General features: G+C 46.6%; 17 protein-coding genes. All 17 read right to left on the minus strand.

What is annotated here, in order from left to right:
* Positions 1–7: 7 nt before the first annotated feature.
* On the minus strand, positions 8–1,597 hold the full coding sequence (locus WH46_RS11675; RefSeq protein WP_046226789.1) for a contractile injection system protein, VgrG/Pvc8 family: 1,590 nt from the start codon (positions 1,595–1,597) through the stop codon (positions 8–10).
* Between the two features lie 135 nt (positions 1,598–1,732).
* A complete protein-coding gene (locus tag WH46_RS11680; RefSeq protein WP_046226790.1) occupies positions 1,733–2,509 on the minus strand; it encodes a hypothetical protein in 777 nt (258 codons plus the stop codon).
* 512 nt (positions 2,510–3,021) lie between these two features.
* Positions 3,022–5,709, minus strand: a complete 2,688-nt coding sequence (locus WH46_RS11685; RefSeq protein WP_017814720.1) for an acetate and sugar kinases/Hsc70/actin family protein — start codon at positions 5,707–5,709, stop codon at positions 3,022–3,024.
* Between the two features lie 22 nt (positions 5,710–5,731).
* A complete protein-coding gene (locus WH46_RS11690; RefSeq protein ID WP_017814719.1) occupies positions 5,732–6,421 on the minus strand; it encodes a hypothetical protein in 690 nt (229 codons plus the stop codon).
* Complete coding sequence (locus WH46_RS11695; protein ID WP_052714210.1) at positions 6,418–7,737, minus strand: hypothetical protein; 1,320 nt, start codon at positions 7,735–7,737, stop codon at positions 6,418–6,420. Before WH46_RS11695 ends, WH46_RS11690 begins: the two co-directional genes overlap by 4 nt.
* A gap of 55 nt (positions 7,738–7,792) precedes the next feature.
* A complete protein-coding gene (locus WH46_RS11700) occupies positions 7,793–9,568 on the minus strand; it encodes a PP2C family protein-serine/threonine phosphatase (protein WP_046226791.1) in 1,776 nt (591 codons plus the stop codon).
* An 11-nt stretch (positions 9,569–9,579) separates the two neighbouring features.
* A complete protein-coding gene (locus WH46_RS11705) occupies positions 9,580–10,443 on the minus strand; it encodes a PP2C family protein-serine/threonine phosphatase (RefSeq protein WP_046226792.1) in 864 nt (287 codons plus the stop codon).
* A 14-nt stretch (positions 10,444–10,457) separates the two neighbouring features.
* On the minus strand, positions 10,458–10,994 hold the full coding sequence (locus WH46_RS11710; RefSeq protein WP_017814715.1) for an FHA domain-containing protein: 537 nt from the start codon (positions 10,992–10,994) through the stop codon (positions 10,458–10,460).
* A 19-nt stretch (positions 10,995–11,013) separates the two neighbouring features.
* On the minus strand, positions 11,014–11,550 hold the full coding sequence (locus WH46_RS11715) for an FHA domain-containing protein (protein WP_017814714.1): 537 nt from the start codon (positions 11,548–11,550) through the stop codon (positions 11,014–11,016).
* Between the two features lie 27 nt (positions 11,551–11,577).
* A complete protein-coding gene (locus tag WH46_RS24505) occupies positions 11,578–12,030 on the minus strand; it encodes a DnaJ domain-containing protein (RefSeq protein WP_017814713.1) in 453 nt (150 codons plus the stop codon).
* Between the two features lie 81 nt (positions 12,031–12,111).
* The gene (locus WH46_RS11725; RefSeq protein ID WP_046226793.1) at positions 12,112–12,537 is read right to left on the minus strand and encodes a hypothetical protein; all 426 of its coding nucleotides are present in this window, start codon (positions 12,535–12,537) and stop codon (positions 12,112–12,114) included.
* Between the two features lie 307 nt (positions 12,538–12,844).
* Positions 12,845–15,013, minus strand: a complete 2,169-nt coding sequence (locus tag WH46_RS11730) for a hypothetical protein (protein WP_046226794.1) — start codon at positions 15,011–15,013, stop codon at positions 12,845–12,847.
* A 734-nt stretch (positions 15,014–15,747) separates the two neighbouring features.
* Positions 15,748–16,773 carry a serine/threonine protein kinase gene (locus WH46_RS11735; RefSeq protein ID WP_046226795.1) on the minus strand — a complete coding sequence of 342 codons (1,026 nt, stop codon included), beginning with the start codon at positions 16,771–16,773 and terminating at the stop codon, positions 15,748–15,750.
* A gap of 413 nt (positions 16,774–17,186) precedes the next feature.
* A complete protein-coding gene (locus tag WH46_RS11740) occupies positions 17,187–17,792 on the minus strand; it encodes a HEAT repeat domain-containing protein (RefSeq protein ID WP_046226796.1) in 606 nt (201 codons plus the stop codon).
* A 278-nt stretch (positions 17,793–18,070) separates the two neighbouring features.
* Entirely contained in the window at positions 18,071–19,408 is a 1,338-nt protein-coding gene (locus WH46_RS11745; protein ID WP_231584353.1) for an L-lactate MFS transporter, read from the minus strand.
* A 206-nt stretch (positions 19,409–19,614) separates the two neighbouring features.
* Positions 19,615–20,472 carry a LytR/AlgR family response regulator transcription factor gene (locus WH46_RS11750; RefSeq protein WP_046226797.1) on the minus strand — a complete coding sequence of 286 codons (858 nt, stop codon included), beginning with the start codon at positions 20,470–20,472 and terminating at the stop codon, positions 19,615–19,617.
* Positions 20,469–22,160: a sensor histidine kinase gene (locus tag WH46_RS11755; protein WP_197088271.1), complete on the minus strand. Its 1,692-nt coding sequence runs from the start codon at positions 22,158–22,160 to the stop codon at positions 20,469–20,471. Before WH46_RS11755 ends, WH46_RS11750 begins: the two co-directional genes overlap by 4 nt.
* Positions 22,161–22,230 lie beyond the last annotated feature (70 nt).

The raw sequence follows: 22,230 nt of genomic DNA on the forward strand, positions 1-22,230 counted from the left end.
CTCCGTCTTAATTCATTTTGACTTCAGTAGCCATAAAGGTAGTTTTATCATCCAATCGGATGCTGTTGCCATTGCCCATCAATTCAATAGTTCCTGCATTCAATTTCATATCTTTGGAAGACAGTGTCATCTCTGCACCTGCTGTTATATTGACGTTGGAGGGACTGTTAATAATAATCCCTTCAGAATCACTAATCTTGATATACAGACTGCTACCACTGGAAATGACAATTTCGTGCGGGGCAAGCATAATTTCTTTGCCACTTTTCGTCCTCATCGTCTTGACTGCTGGATCAGACATGCGATCCTGCGCCAGACGAGGATCCATTTGCGCTTCAATCGTTTTTTGACTCGTAACATTAGATGCAGATGCTGTCGAAGATGATGGTTCTCTACTGCCGATTACATGCGAACTAGACGCTGCTGGGATGGAAGATCCTTCACCACCGGATGCATGCGAACCAGATACCGCTGGTGCAGGTGCTGCTGCTGTTGCTGGAGCATCCCTTTTCACCGAACTCATCGCATAACATTCCTCTTCCCGATACGATGGGAAATAAATGCGGATATCATCATTTTCTTCCGGCATACAGTACCATCCGGTATTATCTGCGGATGCATAGATCGTTGAATACGGGAACCAGAAATCGGTACTCTGATCCAGCTGTTCGTCCATTTTGAACTTGATTTGTACCTTGTCCCGGTGGATGCAGACGACCTTGCCGTAGATGGAAGCGCCGATGATTGTACGGTTGTAATTTTTAATCGGGCGGATGCCGCTGCGCGGGGACAGCTTGTACGTATGGGTCAGAACGCTTTCTTTCATCTCTGTAACGGCCTCGCTTACCAGCAGCTTTTGCCCACGGAAAGTCACTTCGTAGCCGGGTTCCAATACTTTGACCGACTCTACTTCATACTGGATAAAATCCTGATCCTGTACGCCTGGAACATGATTCTCGGCAGCGCGCTGATAGTCGGCGACACGTTTGTTCACTTTGTAATTGATCGAATCGATCTCGCCTTTGTCCAGTCCCATCGGGAGTCCAAAGTAAAATTTGGGTACCCCATAACCGACAGCTGGAATAAGCGGAGAATAGAAATGGGAAGCCAGACGCTTGAGGAATTCCCAGTCGGTCTCGTCATACTGCATGATGAAGGTACCGATTGCTTGCCTGTCGGTGACCATATCTTGGCCCTCTGCTTTGCCATAGGGTGCGATGATTTTGTGGATCAGTTCGTTATACGTCATCCCTGGATTCTGGAAAGAACGCTTGTGACGCTTGATATCCAGTTCATAAGTATGCGAGACAGCTTCAACGGTCAGGTAATGCACGCCATTGACTACGTGCTCCTCTACCTCCATGGCGATGCCACGGAAAATAGGGTGGCGGTGACCACTGCCATCGGTAACAAATACTTTAATCTGAGTATCTTCATCTGAAGCTTTGACATATAATTCCCGGCGATGTTCATCGATAATACCGGTAAAGGTCATCCGGGCATGATCATTCACCGTCTTTACTACTTTAAAATCGTGAAGTCGAACAAGCTTATAGGGCATGATCTCAATCTGATCATATGTAATCACATGCTGCATGGGTATTCCCCTTTCTCAACCTCTATTTATAACAAATCGGCGCATATGGTAGGTCATCTGTATATGACCCTACCGCTGCGCCAATTCCCTCTATACTATAACTCTGAAATTACTCTCAATAATCTAACTGCTATCCTAATCTACCAGCATCCGCTGCGGACCGGAGCGCTGCATACCAGACTTGCCGCGGCGGCCGCCGTTCTCGGCGAGTACGCGTTCCAGGGAATGGTGAATCTTGATATTGTCCATCTCGCGGTAAGGGTGACCGAACCGGGCAGAGAGATAACTCAGCACTGCGGCACGCTGGATACGTTCCTCGTTCAGGCACATCAGTCCGAATGACAGATCCAGTGGATTCGGGTGACTGGCTCCCTGGGCAAACAGTTCGCGGGCAAACCAGCGGAATACAAAAGGCGATACTGTAGCTTCTCCAATGCCGCTGTACTGAATATGAATTGTGTGGAACGTATTATACTCCGTTACCAGATCGGCAAAGTCTACATATTCCGATCGCAATACAGCCCCGTGCTTCAGCTTGAATCGGCCCAGCTCGATTTCGCTGTTACTGTCAATCTCCTCTTCCAGTACAATCTCTCCGGTATACCGTTCAAAATCCCGGTCTGATCCATTCTCGTAAAAACGCACCTTCAGTATAGTCTCTACACCGGTTGCATCGTATTCAATATGTTGCTGCTGCTCCAGCACATACAACCGGCCCTGATGCTTGATAAGCCCTGGAGCAATCGTCAGCTCACGCTCGTTCACTGTCACTTGTGCACCTGTAATAATGCCATCGCTGTACTCGTGATAGCGCACGTCGACCAGACTACGGGGATAATCCCGTACACTGGCAAGCATCTCTGTCTTGAGTACGCGTCCTTTCTCGAACCGGGGATAACTATATTGGAACATACCGGTTCCTCCCTTCTTTCTGTTGTAAACATCGATAATATAATAGGTTGCTTAACTCCGCTGCTTCAGAGTGACTCTGTTGCTTCTGCTCTCTGTCCTGGCTGTATTCTGATTGGATCGTGTTCCGGTAGTACTACTTATCTTGGGGACTGCTATTCAACTGCCATGTTGCTCATTTACTTTCTTGTAGGTGTATAGATTCTTATAGGCAGGAACAGACAGAATCTGATCCCGGGCACTGAACCGGCCTTTCCGGCTGAAGGATATGGGCAGATCCGTCGAAAAGAACTGTTAATTATATGCGATCCGGAACAAATGCTGCTTATGATTAATTCAACGATATGGAGAACACATATGGAGTAACAGAATCACTCTGAAGAAGCGCAGCGAGCGGAGAATCTTCCGCTCTGCAGGCTTCTATTCAATCTTGGTCTTACTCTCGATCAGACCATACTACGTAGAACCATAGCTCATGATCCGGGCTGATTATCTGAACCGAATATCAATACGATTTATTTGGTGCCGTCAAAGAAATCAAGCTCCGACAGATCATTTTCAAAAGCAAAGAACTGACGATTCGCCACATACAGCTGTTCATTGTCACGCAGTACCGGTACCACATTGAATCCCCAGCGCTGATCGCCGGCGAATACGAAAAACTTGGTCTCGCCGTTGCTGATCGAATCCGTCTCGTCCTGGATGATATGGTCGCCGTACATATCGGCAATTTCTTCATATACGACCTGGCGGAAGCTCGGTGCCCAGCCTTTGTAAATGTACCGGTGGCGCAGACTGCCGTCATCGGCCCAGACGAAGAACTCAATCTCGGACGTATGCTGCGGTCTGGATACATGACCGTACGTATGGTTGCGTTCCAGACTGCGGATCAGCATTTTCTCCTGACGGGTATGCGTATAGGCGCTGACCGAATACGGAATTGCCGGGATTTCATTGGTTAGTACCGGCTTGATCATGCCGATTTTCTTGGCATTCAAGTAACGGATCGCTCCGCGCAGGCAGGCAAGCTTGAGATCCGGCACCTGGCTGTTTTCTTTGGCCTTTTGACGGAACTCAATACTGCGACCGGGAACGAATTCTTTGAGTGCTTCACGGAACACATCGATTCGGCAAGACTGTCCGGTCAATTTGATAATCGAGTAATCCTGCAGCCGTCCATCCTGATAGAACTCATCCAGGAACTTGCGGACAATCTCGTAGATATCCGCTTTGATCAGCTGATTGATCTCGCGGATATTAAATACAACATCCGGTGGACGGTACTCATTACGCAATCGTCCATCCGGCTCACTGACAGACAAGAACCAGCGGTCTACTTTGGTAATTTTGATGTCACTGTCCAGAATGGTCTCGTTATCATCCTGGAAGCGGCTGCGCAGAATACCGGTCTTGCGGAAGAACTCCTGCTTCATCTGATCGGCCATCGCCCACAGGAAGTAAAAATTACCACGTACACGCTGATATTCATCCCGGCTGTGATGCTCATAATCCCGATATTTTGTCGGAATAATCTTCTCCGCTTCCAGATAGCGTGCTTCCATACCTTCATACACAGCCTTGATACCGTACTCATCCACATAGCGGAACAGCTCTGCACCCGGAATATCGATCAGGGCATCCATATCGATCCGGCGCTGCTGACCGCTGTACCATTCGGCAAATACAATCTTCATCCACTGCATAATCCGGTAGGTGATATTGTTACCGCCAAAGTTGGTATCGCCGTTCTCATAGCTGGTATGGATATCCAGACCGTAGGAGATACGACCTTCATGAATGCTGAATCGGCAGGAACTGAGATCGGTTGTTCCTCCACCACAGTCGATTACAAGCGCCTGATACTCTTCGCCGTCAATATAGGTTCCTTTGTCGATCTGGTCGGCGATGGTGTTGTACAGTACCGCCATGCCTTCATCCAGCGCATCGTTCATCTCGATCCGATAATCCGGCAGGATCTGGTTGAACATGTCGAGGAACTGGGTTTTGAGCTTGACCGGACTGGAAATATGCAGATGCTCGAATCGGCATTTGAACTGCTGTTCGGCGGTCTCAACTACATAGGAAATATAACCTTTGAGAATCTCGCTGCGGGACAGATAGGCGGTATTGCCTGCCGCATCCATCAGTTCTTCCACCCGCTCATAATCATTCACCCAGCGCTTCATCCCGCGGAACACGGTAGCTCTGCTGTTATGACCATTGCGCTGAATATAAGCCAGCGCATCATAGCCGTATACGAGACGGACATTATCCGGATCCGCGCAATCGGCTGCAGCTGCCAGCGTCGGCAGCAGTTCCAGCCACTGCTCCTGCTTGTCGGTCACATTCGGGAAAACTACATAATTGACAGCATCCTGAGTGCGATAAGCATTACTTTCTCCAAGCAAGCGATCCGTACTGCGCACCGGAGAATCTTCCCGCTGGATCATCGAACCGTAGCCACTACCCAGATACGCACCTGCTGTTGTATTCGATGTACCAAAGTCGATTGCCAGCACCGTATCGGTTGGCTCCGGCATACGAATCTCCAGTTCTGCTACCGGCACACGGTAATAATGCAGATTGGAAGGAATCAGCGGACGATCACTGTAATACGCGTGATATAGATAATCCGAGTCCTGACGGCGGGTAAAGTAAAGACTGTAATTCTGGTTCGATGTCATTCGGTGTTCCCAGTGACTTGGTGCACTGAGCAGATATTTGCCAGGTTGATCTTCAATCATCTTCACGTTCAGAATACCGCACAGCTCTCCATTGCCGTTCACGAGCAATACATTCTCGCCGATCACTGTACCGGACTCGATTTTGTATCCATCGAGTCTGCCTAGGCGAATCCCCTGGTACAGTACGATACGGGCAGGCACTCTGATGCTGCCATGATCCGGCTTCTGTGCATTCAGATAGCGTCCCAGTACCGACTGAATCCGCTCGAATCCACCTTTGCGGAACTGCTCGATACGCAGTGTATTCTGCATGCCACGGAACTTGAGAATCGTGCGAATCAGTTCTTCGCGGTCCAGTGTACCTGCGATCCCTTCAACCAGACGCTCTTTATAACAAATATTGCGCAGTTCAAAGGTGGTCATCTCTTCCAGTTCTTCTCTGGTAAAACGAGCCTGACCCTTACTGCTCTGGGGTTCCAGCGGATGATTGTGCAGCCGGTAGGAGTATGGTTTATTCATTGCGGTCATTCCTTTCCCTCAATCAGTACATTGCGATCCGGTCCATAATCATCGTCTCTCCTGTGCCGATCAGACCAAAGTGATGTGTCCAATACAGTCTTACTTCGAAATGCACAGGCAGGAACAGCGTCAGCAGCAGTTCTACTTTGGCTCTATTCGGCGGTGTATCCTGCTTGCCGATATAGATCATCAATTCTTCCTTTTCCTCACGGTTGACATAGATCAGGGAACGCGGAAACCAGTCACGGAGTGTACGGCGTAACAGCGCAAGTGGCTCTCCGGTCTCGTACAGACGCAGCAGCTGCTCTCCCAGCTGTTCCCGTTCTTCGCGGCTGAGCAGTGCCAGCTGATGAACAGCGGCCTCTCCAAATACACCTTCTTCGATATCACGCAAAATAAAACGAATATGATACTCTCTTCGGGTCATGCCCTGGTACATATCCATCTGCGCCAGGAAATGAACGATAATATCGAACAAGGCATGTCGGAACTCCTCATCCTCTTCCAGATCCGGATGGAACCAGCTGCCAAACAATTGTTCAAAGCGATAGTACGGATTCAGTTCCACATACGTATCGACCGTAGTTGCATTCAGATCATACAGACTGAGTTCCATGTATGGCGAATAATTGCGAGCCGGCCGGAAATGAATCTGCTGCGGCTCTATGCCATTATCCTGTGCTTTGATCATCAAATCCCAGATATAGTTCACAGCCAGACTCCTTTGCAGCGGTATTCCGGCAGCTGGCGCTGAAGTTCAGCCGTAAGATAAGCCAGCTGATCACCATGCAAAAAAGCAGGAAGACGGTGTTCAGGTAACCGGCGGAAATGAAGTTCCAGTATCGGACGATGTGCATCCAGACGAATATTATCCCCGAGAAATGGGTTCAATTCGATCGCTTCTGTAGAATCAGCATCGCCAGTATCTGCATGCTGGCGAACCTGTACATTTTGCAGTTCGACTCCTGCTGAAGCCTGCTGTGCACGAACCATTCGGGTTAGTTCTCCCATAGTACGCACCGGCAGCATCTGTCCTGCAGCATGATGATGAACAAATTGATCCAGATGACCATTGCTCACCAGCGGATACGAAGAAGATGACCAGCGCTGCTCGACCGGGCGGTTGATTTTGATAATATCCCAGAATCCCGAACGATCTCCCGGCGAGACGATGACCATTTCTCCTGGACTGCGTTTGATATAGCGGATATCCGACGCTTCTCCATCTGCCAGGTATCCGTGTTCAGAGCCATATTTATGCAGTACAATAATATGCTCGTAATGTATCCGGTCCAGCGCCGGAATCGGAAAGCCACTGTTCTTGATCTTCAATCGCTGCACGTTCCATACCGGAATCCAGCCGGGGCGCTGATACGATTCGTACTCTTCCATATCTACAGTAATGGATACAATAGATTCTTCCGGTTGCGGCTTCTGTTCCCAGCTATGTAACATGACATCTACAAATTTATAAATATACGGATGATGAACCGTTCGCCATGCCAATCCATTTACCTGGAAATTATGATACAGCCGTTCGATCTCACGCTGGTAATCGGTGCTTGGTCTGAGCTGAACCCCTACATGATACACACCAACATCTGTCGTTACCCGCGCCCGGAAAATGCGTTCACTGCGGGTGAGTGCCAGTACTTGCGCACTGTCCATTTCCAGAAAAAGGCGGATCAGCCGATTGCCGGATGGCTGTTCTACTCCCTGCTGAACCATCAGCAGCTCCGGCAGACTCAGTACCTGCGGCTGTACATCTTCCGGCAGTACCGGATGCAGAAATTCATGCGATACATCCCAGTCTTCTTGCCGATAGATCGTAGTATGAATATCGTACAGGCTGCTGAGCGTTTTGCTTTCTTCCAGTACACGCTGCTCCAGTTTGTCCAGCATCTGATCCTGATAATCAACCATATTAACAAGGAATTCATTAACCAGCTGACGCATCAGTTTGCGGTCTTCGAGCTGGCTCAGCTTATGAATCCGATCCTGCATGAGGGACTCCAGCATTTCTTTCATGGATCACCCTCTCCTTTCGCTGCTGTCTGTTCTAAATTCAATGAGGAAAACGATATTATCTGGCAATTCGGCTGTCTGTCAGTCCATATTGTGTTCCTGCACCCGTACCGGCAGCTGTACCACTTGTGCCGGAAGCTACTGTATCGGGGCTATTGGTGTTGGCTGCTGTGCCTGCGGGATTCATCCCCGTACCTGACGCAGCTGCAGGCATACTGCTATTCATGGCTGCTGCGGCCGCTGCCTGAGCTGATGCCGCGGATGCCGCATCAGCAGCACTTTTGGCTTCTTCAGCCAGCTTGTCCTGTTCGGCTTCCACTTTGCTGATTTTGCGCTCCATCGCCAGTACTTTTTCCAGCTTGTCAATATCCTGGTAAATGCCCTGCGCATCTCCATAAGCATCTACAGCCAGATCATAGTTACCAGCGTCCAGTGCTTTGTCTCCACGTTTCTCTTGCTTCTCGGCGCGCAGCTCCTGGGTCTGCTGCTGAATATCATCCAGCTTGGCCTGTGTATCATTGAGCTTGGTCGCTACATCCTTTTGGGCATCTGTGTAGGAGGCCTGAGTAGCTTCCTTGCTCGCTTGTTCATACAGCTTCTTGGCTGCGCTGTATTCACCGGACTGGAATTTGAGATCCGCATCTTTGACCGTTTCATTCACAGCAGCAAACGATTTGGTCTGATCCAGCTTTTTCTGAATATCCGCTTCACTGAAAATCGGATAATTCTCCGCCTGTTTCTGGGCGCTCTGATAGCTGATAATCGCTTTGTCATACTCCTGATTTTTGAGATGGCCATCGCCATCGACCAGTGCCTGGGCGATTTTCATTTTATCGGTCAGTGTCACTTTATGCAGACGATCCTTGATCTTGATCGCAGCATTGCGGGCTTCACTGTACGATTTGAGCGCTTTGCTGTAGTCTCCCTGCTGGGTATACTGGTCACCGGTCTGCTGATACTCAACCAGGTTGGCTGCGGCTTCCGCTTTTTTCTCGATATTGCGGTAGGTTGCCCAGAGCACACCTCCACCGAGTACAAAAAATATCAGTGCAGCAATCAGAATACGACGGATAATCCGCCATTTCTTTTTGGGATCATCCTGATACACCTTGTTCATATAAACGGCTGCTGCCGTATAGTTGTCATAGTAATAAGACTGCTTGCTAAGCAGTACCTCTTCCAGCGTATCCGTGAATTCCACCGGTCCTTTGGCTTCGGACAAGGAATCCAGAATCTCGGTCAAATCAAGACCTTTCCACAGTCCGGCACTGCTCAGCAGCAGCACATCGCCATCGACCATACGCGTTTTGCGGACAAAGGACATGCCAAATCCTTCCGGCATGCCAAGATACTGCATCAGATTGCTGCTCTCTTCGTGATGATATACACGATCCGGCGCCAGCTTGCCCCGATCCGCCATAATCTGGGCCAGACTCTGGTCATTGCTTTTGAGTAGCAAACGACCGTTGCGCAGATGATGCAGACGGGTATTCCCGCTGGAGGCACATACATACTTGGTATAGTCAGTAACGACAACAAGCAGACTGGCCTTGAGGCGCATCCGGCGACTCTCGAACTTGAGTGTCTCATGTGCTTCTTTCAACCATCTGCGTATGCGCCATTTGGACATCGTCGGCTTTTCCATAAAGTTCTCAAGGATGATCTTGGCAGCCAGCTCGGCGCTGCGCTGCTGCTGATCTTCATCCAGCCCATCCGCAAGTACATAACAGGCCATATCATCCAGTTCGGTATATGCAAAATAATCACGATTATCGAGCAAAGAGCCTGCTTCCGACACAAAAGCCGTCTTTACGTCGCTATTTTCCCTTCTCATCGGTACCCCCGTTAGCCCTGCTGCATAATGATGACAGTCGCATTATCCTGATGCTTCAGATTTTTTTGCTCAATATGATCAATGATCTGATCGGCAGCATCCTGCGGATCGTCTGTACTTGTCAGAATCGCTTCCAATTCCACTTCCGTCAGTGCGTCATGAATACCGTCGCTGCACAGCAGCACCTTGTCTCCCGGGCGCAGTACGAATGGATAGTCCCCTATCTCCATACTGTCAAAAGCTTCGTAGCCCAGGTAGTTAACGAGCTGCTTGCGCTGCGGACTGCTGTCTGCCTGTTCCCGCGTCATTTCACCAGCCAGTACTTTTTGATTAAGTACCGCCCCCAGTGTATGCATGGAGTTGACCGGGATAAAACTGTTATTGCGGAATACGCTGATAATACTGTCGCCTACCGCTCCCCAGTACAGATGATGTCCATTCATCACGACAGCAGCCAGTGTAGTTCCTCCATGATTGCCCTTGAGCTGCTGTACAATCTCTCGATTGCTGGCATAAGCTGCTTCTTCCATATAGTCCGGAATCTGCTGGTAATTCTGTACTTCATCATATTCTCGTAGGAAAGTCGTAACTGCCAGCGTACTCGCCATCCGTCCATTTGCCAGTCCGCTGATCCCATCAGCCAAAACCGCAAGTGTACCGGCAGCAGTCGCCTTGCTGGCAAAATAGTCATCTTGTTCAGCGCGTGTTCCAATAGTCTGACCGTTACCGATCAGCACCTGGGACGTTTCTCTAGTTGTCTCGCCTACCAGAATAGGATCTTCCTGCATACCGGCAGTCAAATGACGACGCCAGAGAATTAATCCGGTCAGAATGATACAGGCACAGAGCACGATAATATAAGGTGTTCCACTCATACGATTTCGTTCTCCTATTCTGCAATCATAGCGTTGTTTTCCCATTCGAAGTGGGCACCGCACAGCGGGATAAAGATAAATTTGCTATGTCCCAGCTGGATCACATCATAAGCATTCAGCTCCACCGGTGAATAGACCGCTTCATTGTTATGATAAGCCAGTCCTGAAGCATCACCCGGTAGCAGATAGAAATTGCGCTTTTTCGGATCATAGACGATAACCGCATGATTGCGTCTGGAAATGGTGTTATCACCAATGATGCGAATATGCATTTCTTCCGCACGACCGATAAAGTTTTTCTCCGCCATAATACGATAATCCTGACCCAGTTGCGGGCCTTCGATGCATACCAGCCATCCGGTTACCGGATGAATGCCAACTGTCTCTCCGAGATAAGGCATGGTCTTGTCTTCTTCATCCTGAACACGTACAGCAGGACGCTGATTCGGATAAGCCGCTTCAGCAGCTACAACCGTATTGCAATAAGGGCAAGTGCTTCCGTGTCTTCTTGTACTGAACATGTGTCCATTCGGGCATCTGGTCAAACTCATTTATGCTCATCTCCCAATCTTAATTTACGAGTAGTCTGGTGTTGGCAATATATAAAACGTCTCCCGGTCCAATCTGATAGGGACGTCCGATTTCGATTTTATTGGACTTATTCTGGGCTGCAGAACGAATACCGGTACCATTGCTGGAATCTGCATCTTCTACATACCATTCGCCATTGACACAATTAAGTACGGCATGTTGCGAACTGATGAGTGAAGCATAGTCGCTGCCGGACAGATCAATATCCACTTTGTTGTGGCGGGTATTCTTGCCGATCAGCATGCTGGTCTCTCCGACAATATCCCAGCCTTTGATCCGCTCGCCGAATTCATCGATAAGAATAATCTCCCGTACTTCCTGATAAACGGGTACATCGGTTTGATTTTTGAAAAAATGGTGATAGGCATACCAGCCAAAAGCAACGACCATAGCCAAAATGGCTACAATTTTTAGCAAAATCGATGGAATTACAAAAATATACACCAGTGTAGACAGCGAGATCAGCGCAATGCCGATATCGATACACCATAAACCTGCGGTTCTTTCCGATTTCACTTATGTACAACCTCCATCACTTCACGATCATTTTTTTCCGGGGCCAAAATATTGTTCAAAGATTGCTGAAGTATCCAGCGGATTTTTCTTTTTGTTGTCATCTTTTTTGATAGATACATTATTGTTTTTAGGATTAAAACCGAAAAAGCGTTCAAACTGGGTCTGTACATCACGCGGATCAAAATCTTTGCTGCCTGCCGATGCTGTTGTTCGGTTGGAAGTACGGTTTCCTGCTGTCTGTCCATTTGGAGCGGTACGCCCTGTCGATGCTCCTGCCAGCTTCTGATCATACTGCTGACGGGTATCGTCATTACTTAGCGTCTCATACGCTTTTTGTACTTCTTTGAACTTCTGTTCGGCTTCGGCACTGCCCTGATTGGTATCCGGATGATACTGCTTGGCAAGCTTGCGGTATGTCTGTTTGATCTCGGCTGCCGTAGCAGTCCTGGATACGCCCAGCACCTCATAATAATTGATCAAGCGTTCCTGCCTCCTTAATAAAAAAAGATACTCAAAAGTAAGTTATGGAGCCGCGCAGCTGCACGGCTCCAACTTGGTGGATTAAACTGCGTATCCGCCCTCGATTTTCGCGAGTTCGGTTTTGTCTTTCTTTTGTTTGATGTAGATCGAGAATTGACCTACGCCTTCTACATCGCCGAAGTGCTCTGTGTAATCTACAACAAAAGCGTTAGGGAAGTAGATTTTGCGGATCACTTGATCAGCAGCGATAACTTCCAGTGTTACTTTGCGGTAGCAATCTGCTTTCTCAGCAGGTACCAGGGACCACAGTGCCAGTTTCATGGTGTCGTCTGCATTGTCACCATCGGTAGCTGTGATGATTTTACCTGTGATTCTCAGTGTGGAACCAACGTCTGTGGAACGAGCGTTGGAATCGTCCGGTGTATCTGTGTCATAGATCACCGTTTGGATGTTATCCATCCCCAGTTCAATTGTTTCTACGCCTTCTACTTTGAGTGTGAAACCCATTTGTGTTCCTCCTTGATATAAATGCTTTTTTTAATTTATGTAAAAGAGTGAGCCTGTTAAGGCACTCCCAACATACAACCTGAGCATTATACCTGAGTACCGGCACAATTACGCTTGCTATGAAGTTCTGTAATAAGTCCTAAAGTAAGCATACTGCCGATGACTCTATGTATAACGGTTCCGGCTTGTTACCCGATGCTGGTACAGCATAATGCTGATCAGGCACCAGGCGGGCAGGGATGCCAGACGGTTATACCCGTCTTCACATTGCGGAATCCCTGCCGTGTCCTGCTGCAAATCATGATGATCAGGCTCTGGCAGCGCTGGTTGCCTTGGTGATGGTAACTTCCAGGTTTTTCACATTGCCGTTAAATACCAGATCGATATTGCAAAGATTATTTTTCTCGTCGATGACATAGTTCAGATCGTCGCCATCTTGAACGATGGAATTGACTGCGCCTTTGGCACCGAGCCAGCGGCTCTTCTGACTGCTTGGGTTGTTGCTGAAGAATTTGACGATGTTCTCGTATTTGAAATCGCTCGTCTGGAAGCGCAGAATACGCTCCACATACGTACTAACCAGCGTCTTGTAGATGGAATCGAATCCGTCTTCGGACATTGCCAGGCTTCTTGCTTTGTATACGGTGATTCTGCGAATATCTTTGCCCTGCAGCTGTGCATTCTCCGAAGAGAAGACGAAACCGAAGTTACGGCGGTTAATGGAGTCCTTGATACTATTGGTAAAGCCGGTGATTTCTTTGGCCATTGTTGTAACAAAGCGCAGGCTGTTATCGCCGGATTCAATATCAAAGCGTACGCCCGGAGCATCGCGCTGTACATCCTTGAACATTTCTTTGAGATATTCAGGGCATTGATAAGCGGATACCAGACCGGCAGCCACATACGCAGCTCCTACATAGACGCCTTCGATCCACAGCTTGAGGATATCTTCTTTTTCCTTGGACAACTGCACACCCGCTTCGGTCTGCATCATACGGCTGTCAATTACAATGCCGGATTTGTCTTTTGGAATAATCGTAAAGTTCGGTACGCAAGGAATCGCGAATTCACTGTAATCCTGGCGCAGCAGCGGAGTACATTTCTCCATGAACTTGTCGATACCCGAAGTAGCCACATGGTTAAATGTCGTCTCTTCACTGGATTCAAAGTTGAAGAACAGCTGCACTTTGTAGTTTTTGACAATCTGCAGCAATAGGGACAGCGATTCCAGTGTATTGCCTTCCTGCTTGGTCGATTTCTCCGTTCCTTTGAAACGGGCACGGCTAACGCGTACGTTGCCTGCTGCTTCGAGTTCAATGGAGGGTACGATACCGAACCAGATGGTGTCGGTAAAGTCATTTTTGGAGTTGACCGTGTTCAGATAAGTTTCGAGACGTGGTGCATTCGTACTTTTCACCAGCATATCCAGCTTGGTATTTGTCACGAGCAGGGTCGGCGCCATACCGCGGTTTTTGGTTGCATACTGGTCGAAGAACATCTTCACACCAAGCAGTTTCTCTACCAGAGGTTTGACTGCTTTTACAAACTCGTCTTTGGCATTTTTGTAGAATTCCAGATACGTATTATAGTTCTGTACTTCCAACTCTGTATTTACTTCTGTGTTAATAGCCGGAAGCGGACAGAAGGTACGAACAACGAGATCTTTGACATACATGGATGGATTCTCGCTTACGCTCTCATAGTCTTCTTCAAAGACAGAGATCAGCTCGGTTGTACCATTATCATCCAGCAGCATCAGCTCGGTTGTGTCGGATTTGGGCGCTTCTACGATCTGCAGTTCGCCGCCTTCGCCAATAGTCAGCATACCAATACGGAATTCTTCAGCCGCTTGATCATCCTGGGCACTTCCCAGCAGCAGGCGGGTCTTGATATCTTCAATAGCCAATGGCAGCATCGCCATAACATTATTGTAGTTCTGGCTGGCTTCCTCGAACATCTGATTGAGCTTGTCGCCCATTTCCAGTTTTTTCGGATCCGCTTCGTCCAGCTGGTCATACTGTCCATACATATAATGAATTTCTTTACGTACCTGACGAATATCATCCATTACCTTTTTAGGAGAGATCATATCCAGCAGATTCTCGAATTTGAAGTCAACATTGGTGATTCCCTGGCTGCGCTTCGTGTCGATCAGAGTGAACAGCATTTTCAGGAAATCATTGTTTTGGTCGATCCGGATTTCGGAAATGCAGTCATCTGCAATACCGTCCGGCTTTTTGAGGGTATAGACCACTTTTTGATTGGCTGCATTAAAGAAAGAATAGACGGTCGGTGTAAATTTGTTCAAAAAATCATCAAAGCTGCGCACCAGTAGATGCTGGCTGATTTCTTTGATTTTATCGTCACTAAGGCTATCGATACCTTTGACATCACCAACCAGGGTGATTAGGTCGTGCTTTTCTGGGTTAATTTCTTCAAAAAGCATTGTACGGTTCGTTTGATTAATAATATCCAACGCAATTTCCTCCATTCTGGCCTTCACGCTATGTATACAACGTTCACACCCGGAGCCGGAAACAGCTGAGGAAAATACGAATACGATTAAAATGGTGTTTGCAATTCCCACTTTGGTTCCATGACTTCCGAGTTACAGGAAGTATCATACAATATGAATAGTATATGTTGTCAATTTTTTGAATTCAGACTTGATTATAGGAAAATACGACTATATGTACATAAGAGATATTGTCGAAATTATCGAATTCTTCCTTTCAGCAGAAAATTACTGTCGAAAAAATAACAATATAAATTAATTTCTATTACTTTTTTACTTTTAATGAAAATTATAGTATTTTGAGAAGCTACAGGTCTTTAGTCCCGATATAGGAAAGCATGTTCGCCTTTTCAATTCTCTGTTCTTCCTGTAAGGAATTTGAATTTCCCTTTACGTTACTGGGCGATATCAAAAAGTCAATATTACATTATTAAGTATCGCCTGTTAATCATTTACTTTTTATATTAACTTTATAAATTTCACCGAAACTTTAGTACTATTTTTGAATTGCGCAAATATGATTCCAAAAATAGTCCATGTTTGTGTAATTTAAAATTTTTTTTCGCTTTTATCTGTCATATTCTTCTAGTTTGTAAAATGATTTGCAAGAAATTTTTACATTCTTTTAACAAAAAAACCACACATTAAACGTGTGGTTTTCAGTCTATACTCTTGTTAGATGATGGCAAAAACATTTATTTTGATAAATGAGTGCTTTCTTTCATGCTCTCTTCTGCATCGGAAAATGGAAGTGTGGACATCGTATCTGGATGAGTCATTGACTCTTTTACGTCAGTAGTCATAGAAGATCCCTTTTTGCTCCGGGTTAATACCAGATTCCGTTTCCAGAAGCGTTCTGCTTGAACAGCAATTTTGAACCATTTTAGTGAAGCACAACGCTTGTCCGCCGATACCGCCAGTCCCCAGTGAATAACCCGGGAGAGAATCGGAGAAGAGACCTGTTCGCTACCGAGCTTTTCCAATGTGTCATTAAACAGACGCTTGGGTACATCGACCGGAGCCCGGCCCTGACAGCAAAAATAAAATGTGGCTGCCAGACTGTAAATGTCCGAGACTGGTCCCTGACTGGAACGACCGGAATAAAATTCGATTGGTGAATAACCTGCGGTTGTAAGGATGCTGTGCGTTTTATTCTGATAGCGTACTGCGGATCCAAAATCCAGCAGCTTGGTCTGCCCATCCTCTACGAGCATAATATTGCTGGGCTTTACATCTCTGTGAATATACCCCAGCTGATGTATATGCTCCAATGCCTCGATAACCGGCAGCAGCCTGGACTGCATAAAAGCAGGATCAGCCTGCGGTGCAGATTGGCGAATATACCGGTCAAGCGTAATTCCGCGACAGTATTCCATGACCAGATAAGCTGTATTATTCTCCTCGAATTCGTCCTCATATTTTACAATACCGGGATGGTTCAGTTCACGAAGAATACTGCCTTCCTGACGGAAAGTAGACAGCATTTCGTTATATTTAGATTTCAGCCCTGGCTGGGAACATTGTACCGACCGGCGATCACGGCTGCGCTCTACCAATGCTCCAGGGAAGAATTCCTTGATTACATGCAGGGTGCCCTTCTCCATATGTCTTGCCACATAGACAACAGATAATTCGCTGACAGATAATGTGCGGCGAATCAGATATGTATTTGCAAGCTTCTGATTGCGGGTAAGGGCTGGATTGGTCATTTTCTTGTTCATCGTCCACCTCTTCGCAACTTTCTCCAGCATGGTGTGTTTTTACTGATAAATGTGTACCTGCTGGCGAGAAATAAATAAAATGCCATATCCATGCAAAACTTTCTATACTGATAAAAAGTTTGCTTATGTTATGTATGGCCATCATTATAGACATTTTAGCATGAATTTAGAAGAATGTGATTCTCTGAATAAAGAAATTTGCCCGATTTCAGCAAATTTCCGCTTTTTTTGGTGTTTTTTTGCGCTTGTTTATCTTTTTCTGACTGCAATCATAATCAAAAGCGGTAAAAGCACCATAATGCTTTTACCGCTTTTGATTATAATTCTATTTCACCGTACCTACAAATACAGCATAAATACGTTCTTACTTGCAATCTCAATCAGATATTTAGCATAACCAATATAGGGACTGTCTATCTTGTCGTTTTCTCTGCTTTCCAATCGCTCTCTCGCATAATGCGAATTGCACTCTCTGCGATCATCGATACCCGCTCGTCAGGGTCTCTCTCGGCTGTACGCAGCAGCATGGGTTCGAAGTCCTGCCAGCCGACAAAACTGGTTGCAAATACGGCGGATTGTCTGACTCGCACATCCGTATCCTGCATATACCGTGTAAAAATCTCGACAATATCGTGACGTGGCAGAAAATAGGAAGCAATCCCCAATCGACAGATGGCATCCATTTTGTCTTCTGTCGTATCTGCCTGAAGACACCACTGAATAACTTCGTCTGCCGAACCTACCATTCCTGTCTCGTATAGCAGACGCGCAGCCTCTTCAGCAGAAGGACCCGATAACAGCAAATACGGAATACTGGTGGACTGATCAATAATCACATACACCAGTGTCGAATGATCATCCATTACAAATGTATAATATCCCGCTTCTGCAGTCAGATCTCTTCGTTCTACTGACTCATGCTGTGCTTTCAACATGGATAGGCGACTCTCTCTGGATAACGCTTCCAATAGATTCATATAAATAACCTGTGGCCGGGTACACAATCGAATCTGCGACATACGTCTCACTCCTCCTTTGGGGGTTGGGATAGAGATGGTTATATTCAATATTACTATATTCCGTGCTTTAAGAATCATTTTTCTAAATTTTGTAAGTTAATTTCCATATTATTTATGTTGATTTCTTTTATATTTATACAATTAAACCAAACAACCTGCGGTTCCGAGGTAATGTCAGCGTTCGGAATCGCAGGTTATTTGATCTGATCATTGATACTATTGAATACTTATACATATCGTATCCAGCTGACGTTAAGCAAAATGGTAAAGAAATACCATTATCCTGCAGTATGGGGTTTGGTAGCCCATTTCGCTTCTTTGGAAGCTTCTTCCTGTGTGGTTTGCGGTGCAACCGGAGGTTTGATCAATACGGCAATCAGGAAGGAAATAATACACATAATACCGATCACGATAAAGGTTGGTTTAAACCCGCCCATCCAGGCTGCCACAAAGGAACCCGATAGCGCGCCAATCCCAAAGCCCTGATAAATCACACCATAGTTTTTGCCGTGATTTTTCAGGCCGAAGAAATCACTGACGATTGTAGGGAATACCGTAATATTACCGCCGAAACAAAAGGCAATAGCTGCAACAGAAGCAAAGAAGACGCCATACGTCAGTGGTACAAAGCTCAGTACGGCCACTGCAGCTGCTGTCACGATAAAGGTACCACAGATAACCTTGATCCGGCCCACCTTATCCGACAGCGCACCCAGAATAATACGACCGACTGTATTGAAGATTGCGATCATGGCAACGGCATTGGCTGCTGTAGCCAAATCCAGTCCTGCCAGCTGTACGCCAATATCTTTGACAATACCGATCAGGTACAGTCCACTCATACAAGCGGTAAAGAACATAATAAATAATAAGTAGGCTTCTTTGGTTTTCAGCATTTCTTTGACTGAATAATTATGACTGACAACCATTGGTGTAGATGTAGATCTGGTTTGATATTTTTTTGTACTATTTTTCACTTGTTCTGTGCTAGCAACTGGAACGGTGTCGATTACTACTGCTTCACGAATCAGGCGAGAACCGATCACAATCATGAGCAGTACAATAATACCCCAGTATAGAAATGCCATAGACACACCGGCTGAACCGATTAACGAGCCATTAATATATTTGAAAATCAGACTGCCTGTACCATAAGCACCGACCGAGATACCCGAGATCAGTCCTTTGCGTTCAGGGAACCATTTGATCAGATTCGAGAGTGAAGTCATATAGGCAGTACCATCCGCAAAGCCGACAACTACCCCAGCCAGCAAATACAGCAGTGACAAGGAAGATACCTGTGAGCTGAGCATCAGACCCAGACCGAGTACAATACCTGATGTTCCAATCAGGCGGCGGATTCCCCATTTTTCCTGTAATTTGCCCGAGAACAACGTGGCAAATGCCAAAGCAAAGCTCGTAATCGAGAATGTAATAGCGACCGAGCTGAGTTCCCAGCCAAATTTGTCAACGAGCGGCTGATTGAACAGGCTCCATGTATAAATGGTTCCAAGTCCCATTTGTACGATAATGGTTCCAAGCGCGATTAGCCAGCGATTGGCGGGCTTGCCGGAAGAATTGGTTTGTGACATCGAAGCTTGAGTGTGCGTTACCATTTGGCTCATAGTGGATGTTCCTTTCCGTAATTACCGCGAAGTATAGTGTGTATACAGGATGTAAGGTACTCAACCTGTGCAGGCTGCCTGGTCTATTAATGAAGCAGTCCGTTTATCGAGAATTCTCTACACCCAAGTATACCCCTACAATAATGAGCCGATAACGAATACGGAATGAAATGCGGTATTTACGGAATGAAATGCCTTTATATATTCATGATCTGCCGGAACTCTTTGGCCTTGCTGCGACTGACCGGAACTTCGTATTCCATATCATGTAAGCGTAGTAAATAAGTGTTGTTAAACCATGGAACAATTTCACGGATTTTGCTGATATTAACGATATATGAACGGTGACACCGAAAAAAATACTCCTCCGGTAATGTAGTCTGGAACTCACTGATACTGGCGTTGACCGTGTATTCATCCCGCCGGGTATAAACATGGGTTACCTTCTCGCTCGCTGATGCATAATACACATCATCGACAGGGATTACCTGGATCTTATCATTTTTCCAGAGGCTGATTTTGCCCTGTAGGGCATGAGCAGTATGAGCTGCCGAATGATCGACCTGATGATGTACAAAAGCCTGGCTGCTGCCTACAGGATGAGCTGTTAAACTTGTATTGTCCGGCTGCTGGGAGCCTGCAGAAGGGCGTTGTGCATTCGGACTGGAGATACCGTCTGTGCGCTGCTGATCGCGCTCATACGTATTTTCCAGCTTGCGTAGCATGGACGTAATCCGTGATTCGCTATAGGGTTTTAGAATATAGTCGAATGCTTCGATCTCAAATGCTTCGGCCGCATGTTCCTTGTACGCGGTAATAAAAATAATATACGGTTTGCGCGAAAATTTGCTGATATTATGGGCGAGCAGTACGCCATCAAGAGACGGAATATTAATATCGAGGAATATGGCATCGACCTCATGATTTTGTACATATTTCAGCACATCCAGACCATCGTCAAAGCTGCCTGCAATCTCGATACTACTGTAGGTTTTGATATAGTATTCCAGCTCCTGGCGAGCCAGGAATTCGTCTTCCACTACGATTGCTTTCATAAACGCTCCTTTTTGATCTTGAATTGGATGCGGGTACCTTTGTCGAGCCGCTGGATATGCAGTCCCTCTCCATAGATCAGCTTTACCCGCTGATGCACATTGGATAGACCGATTCGATTTTCCGGCATCTGACTGGTATATACTTTCTGGATAATTTCATCTTCTATACCGGTACCGGTATCTTCCACGATAATCTCTACCTGTTCTCCACGGTCTTTGACTGACAGGGTAACGGTGCCTGATCCTCTTCCCTTGAGAATTCCATGTACAATTGCATTCTCCACCAGCGGCTGAATAATCAGACTGGGAATCTTCACTTCCACTTCTTCGTCAATATCATAAATGACTGTCAACTTGCTGCCAAATCGCGCCTTTTCAATCTCCACATAATTGACAACCTGACCGAGCTCCTTGTTGATATCGATCAGCTGATCGCTCCATTCCAGACTATGACGCAGATAACCGGACAGATTAATAATCATCTCCCGCGCATTATCCGGATCGATGCGGATCGAGGAAGCAATAGCGTTCAGTGCATTAAACAGAAAATGAGGATTGATACTCGTCTGCAGCGCTTTGATTTCGGCTTTATTTGCCATTTCCTTCATCTGCTCAATCCGTGACACTTCCATCAGGGTGGAAATGATCTGAGATAGACCAACAGCCAGTGTCTGCAGGGAATAGGTGATTTTGTAGGCTTTGCTGTAATAGATCTTGAGTGCGCCGGTTACAATACCTTTTTCCTTGAGCGGAATAATAATCAGAGATTGAATATTTGGTACCTTCCCCTCGGTATCATCATTGATAATGACAATTTCCCCACTGGAAATTGCCTGCTTGGTCGCATCCGTGATAATTTCGTTGCCAATATTATACCGCTCTTCCCCGATCCCTACATAAGCCAGGATAAAGCGTGTATCGGTAATCGCAACCGCATCCGCCTGTATATCTCCACGAATAATCGTGCATATTTTGCGCAGAGAATCGCTGTTGATCGATCGAAAATAGGGCAGGGTCTTATTGGCAATATCAAGCGCAAGCTTCGCCTGTCTGGCAGCGATATTCTCCCGCTCTCCTTCTACACCCTGTACAAATAAAACAATCAACCCTACACTCACTTCGCCCAGAATCATCGGCAGAGCAATAATGGATACGATCTCGCGCCCGATTTCTACCGGATTCATCAGCAGAATAAGCAGCATCGTCAGCGCCTCACAGGCCATCCCGGCGATAATCCCGACGATCCAGCGGCGCTTGCGGCTGATCCGGCTGTGAATGTATCCAGACAGAATACCGGCGATGATACTGGTGATTAGACAAGGAACCGAGGTCACGCCGTCAATATCAATTAGATACCGGTGAAGTCCCGAGACGACGCCTGTAATCAATCCTACCGGCCAACCAAACAGAATACCGCCCGAGACGACCGCTATAATCCGCACGTTAACAAGAGAACCTTCCACATTGATACCCGTGTAGGTTCCCAAAATTGCAAAACCACTAAAAATAACTGATAAAATAATACGATCCTTGGTATCCAGCACTTCCTTTTGGAAAATCTGCCGGAAATGCGGCAGCTTGCTGAGTAAAAATAAACAGATCAGCAGCAAGGCTGCCCGTTCGAATAATTGTAATAAGATAATACCTGTATAATGTCCGCTCAATGCCCATGCCTCCAGCTTCGTCATTAAAAATCATAATCTATAGTATAAACGATGTCTCCAGCTGGTGTGTGACAGGTTTGCAAAAAGCATGCAT

The organism is Paenibacillus dauci, assembly GCF_000971985.1.
Lineage (GTDB): Bacteria > Bacillota > Bacilli > Paenibacillales > Paenibacillaceae > Saccharibacillus > Saccharibacillus dauci.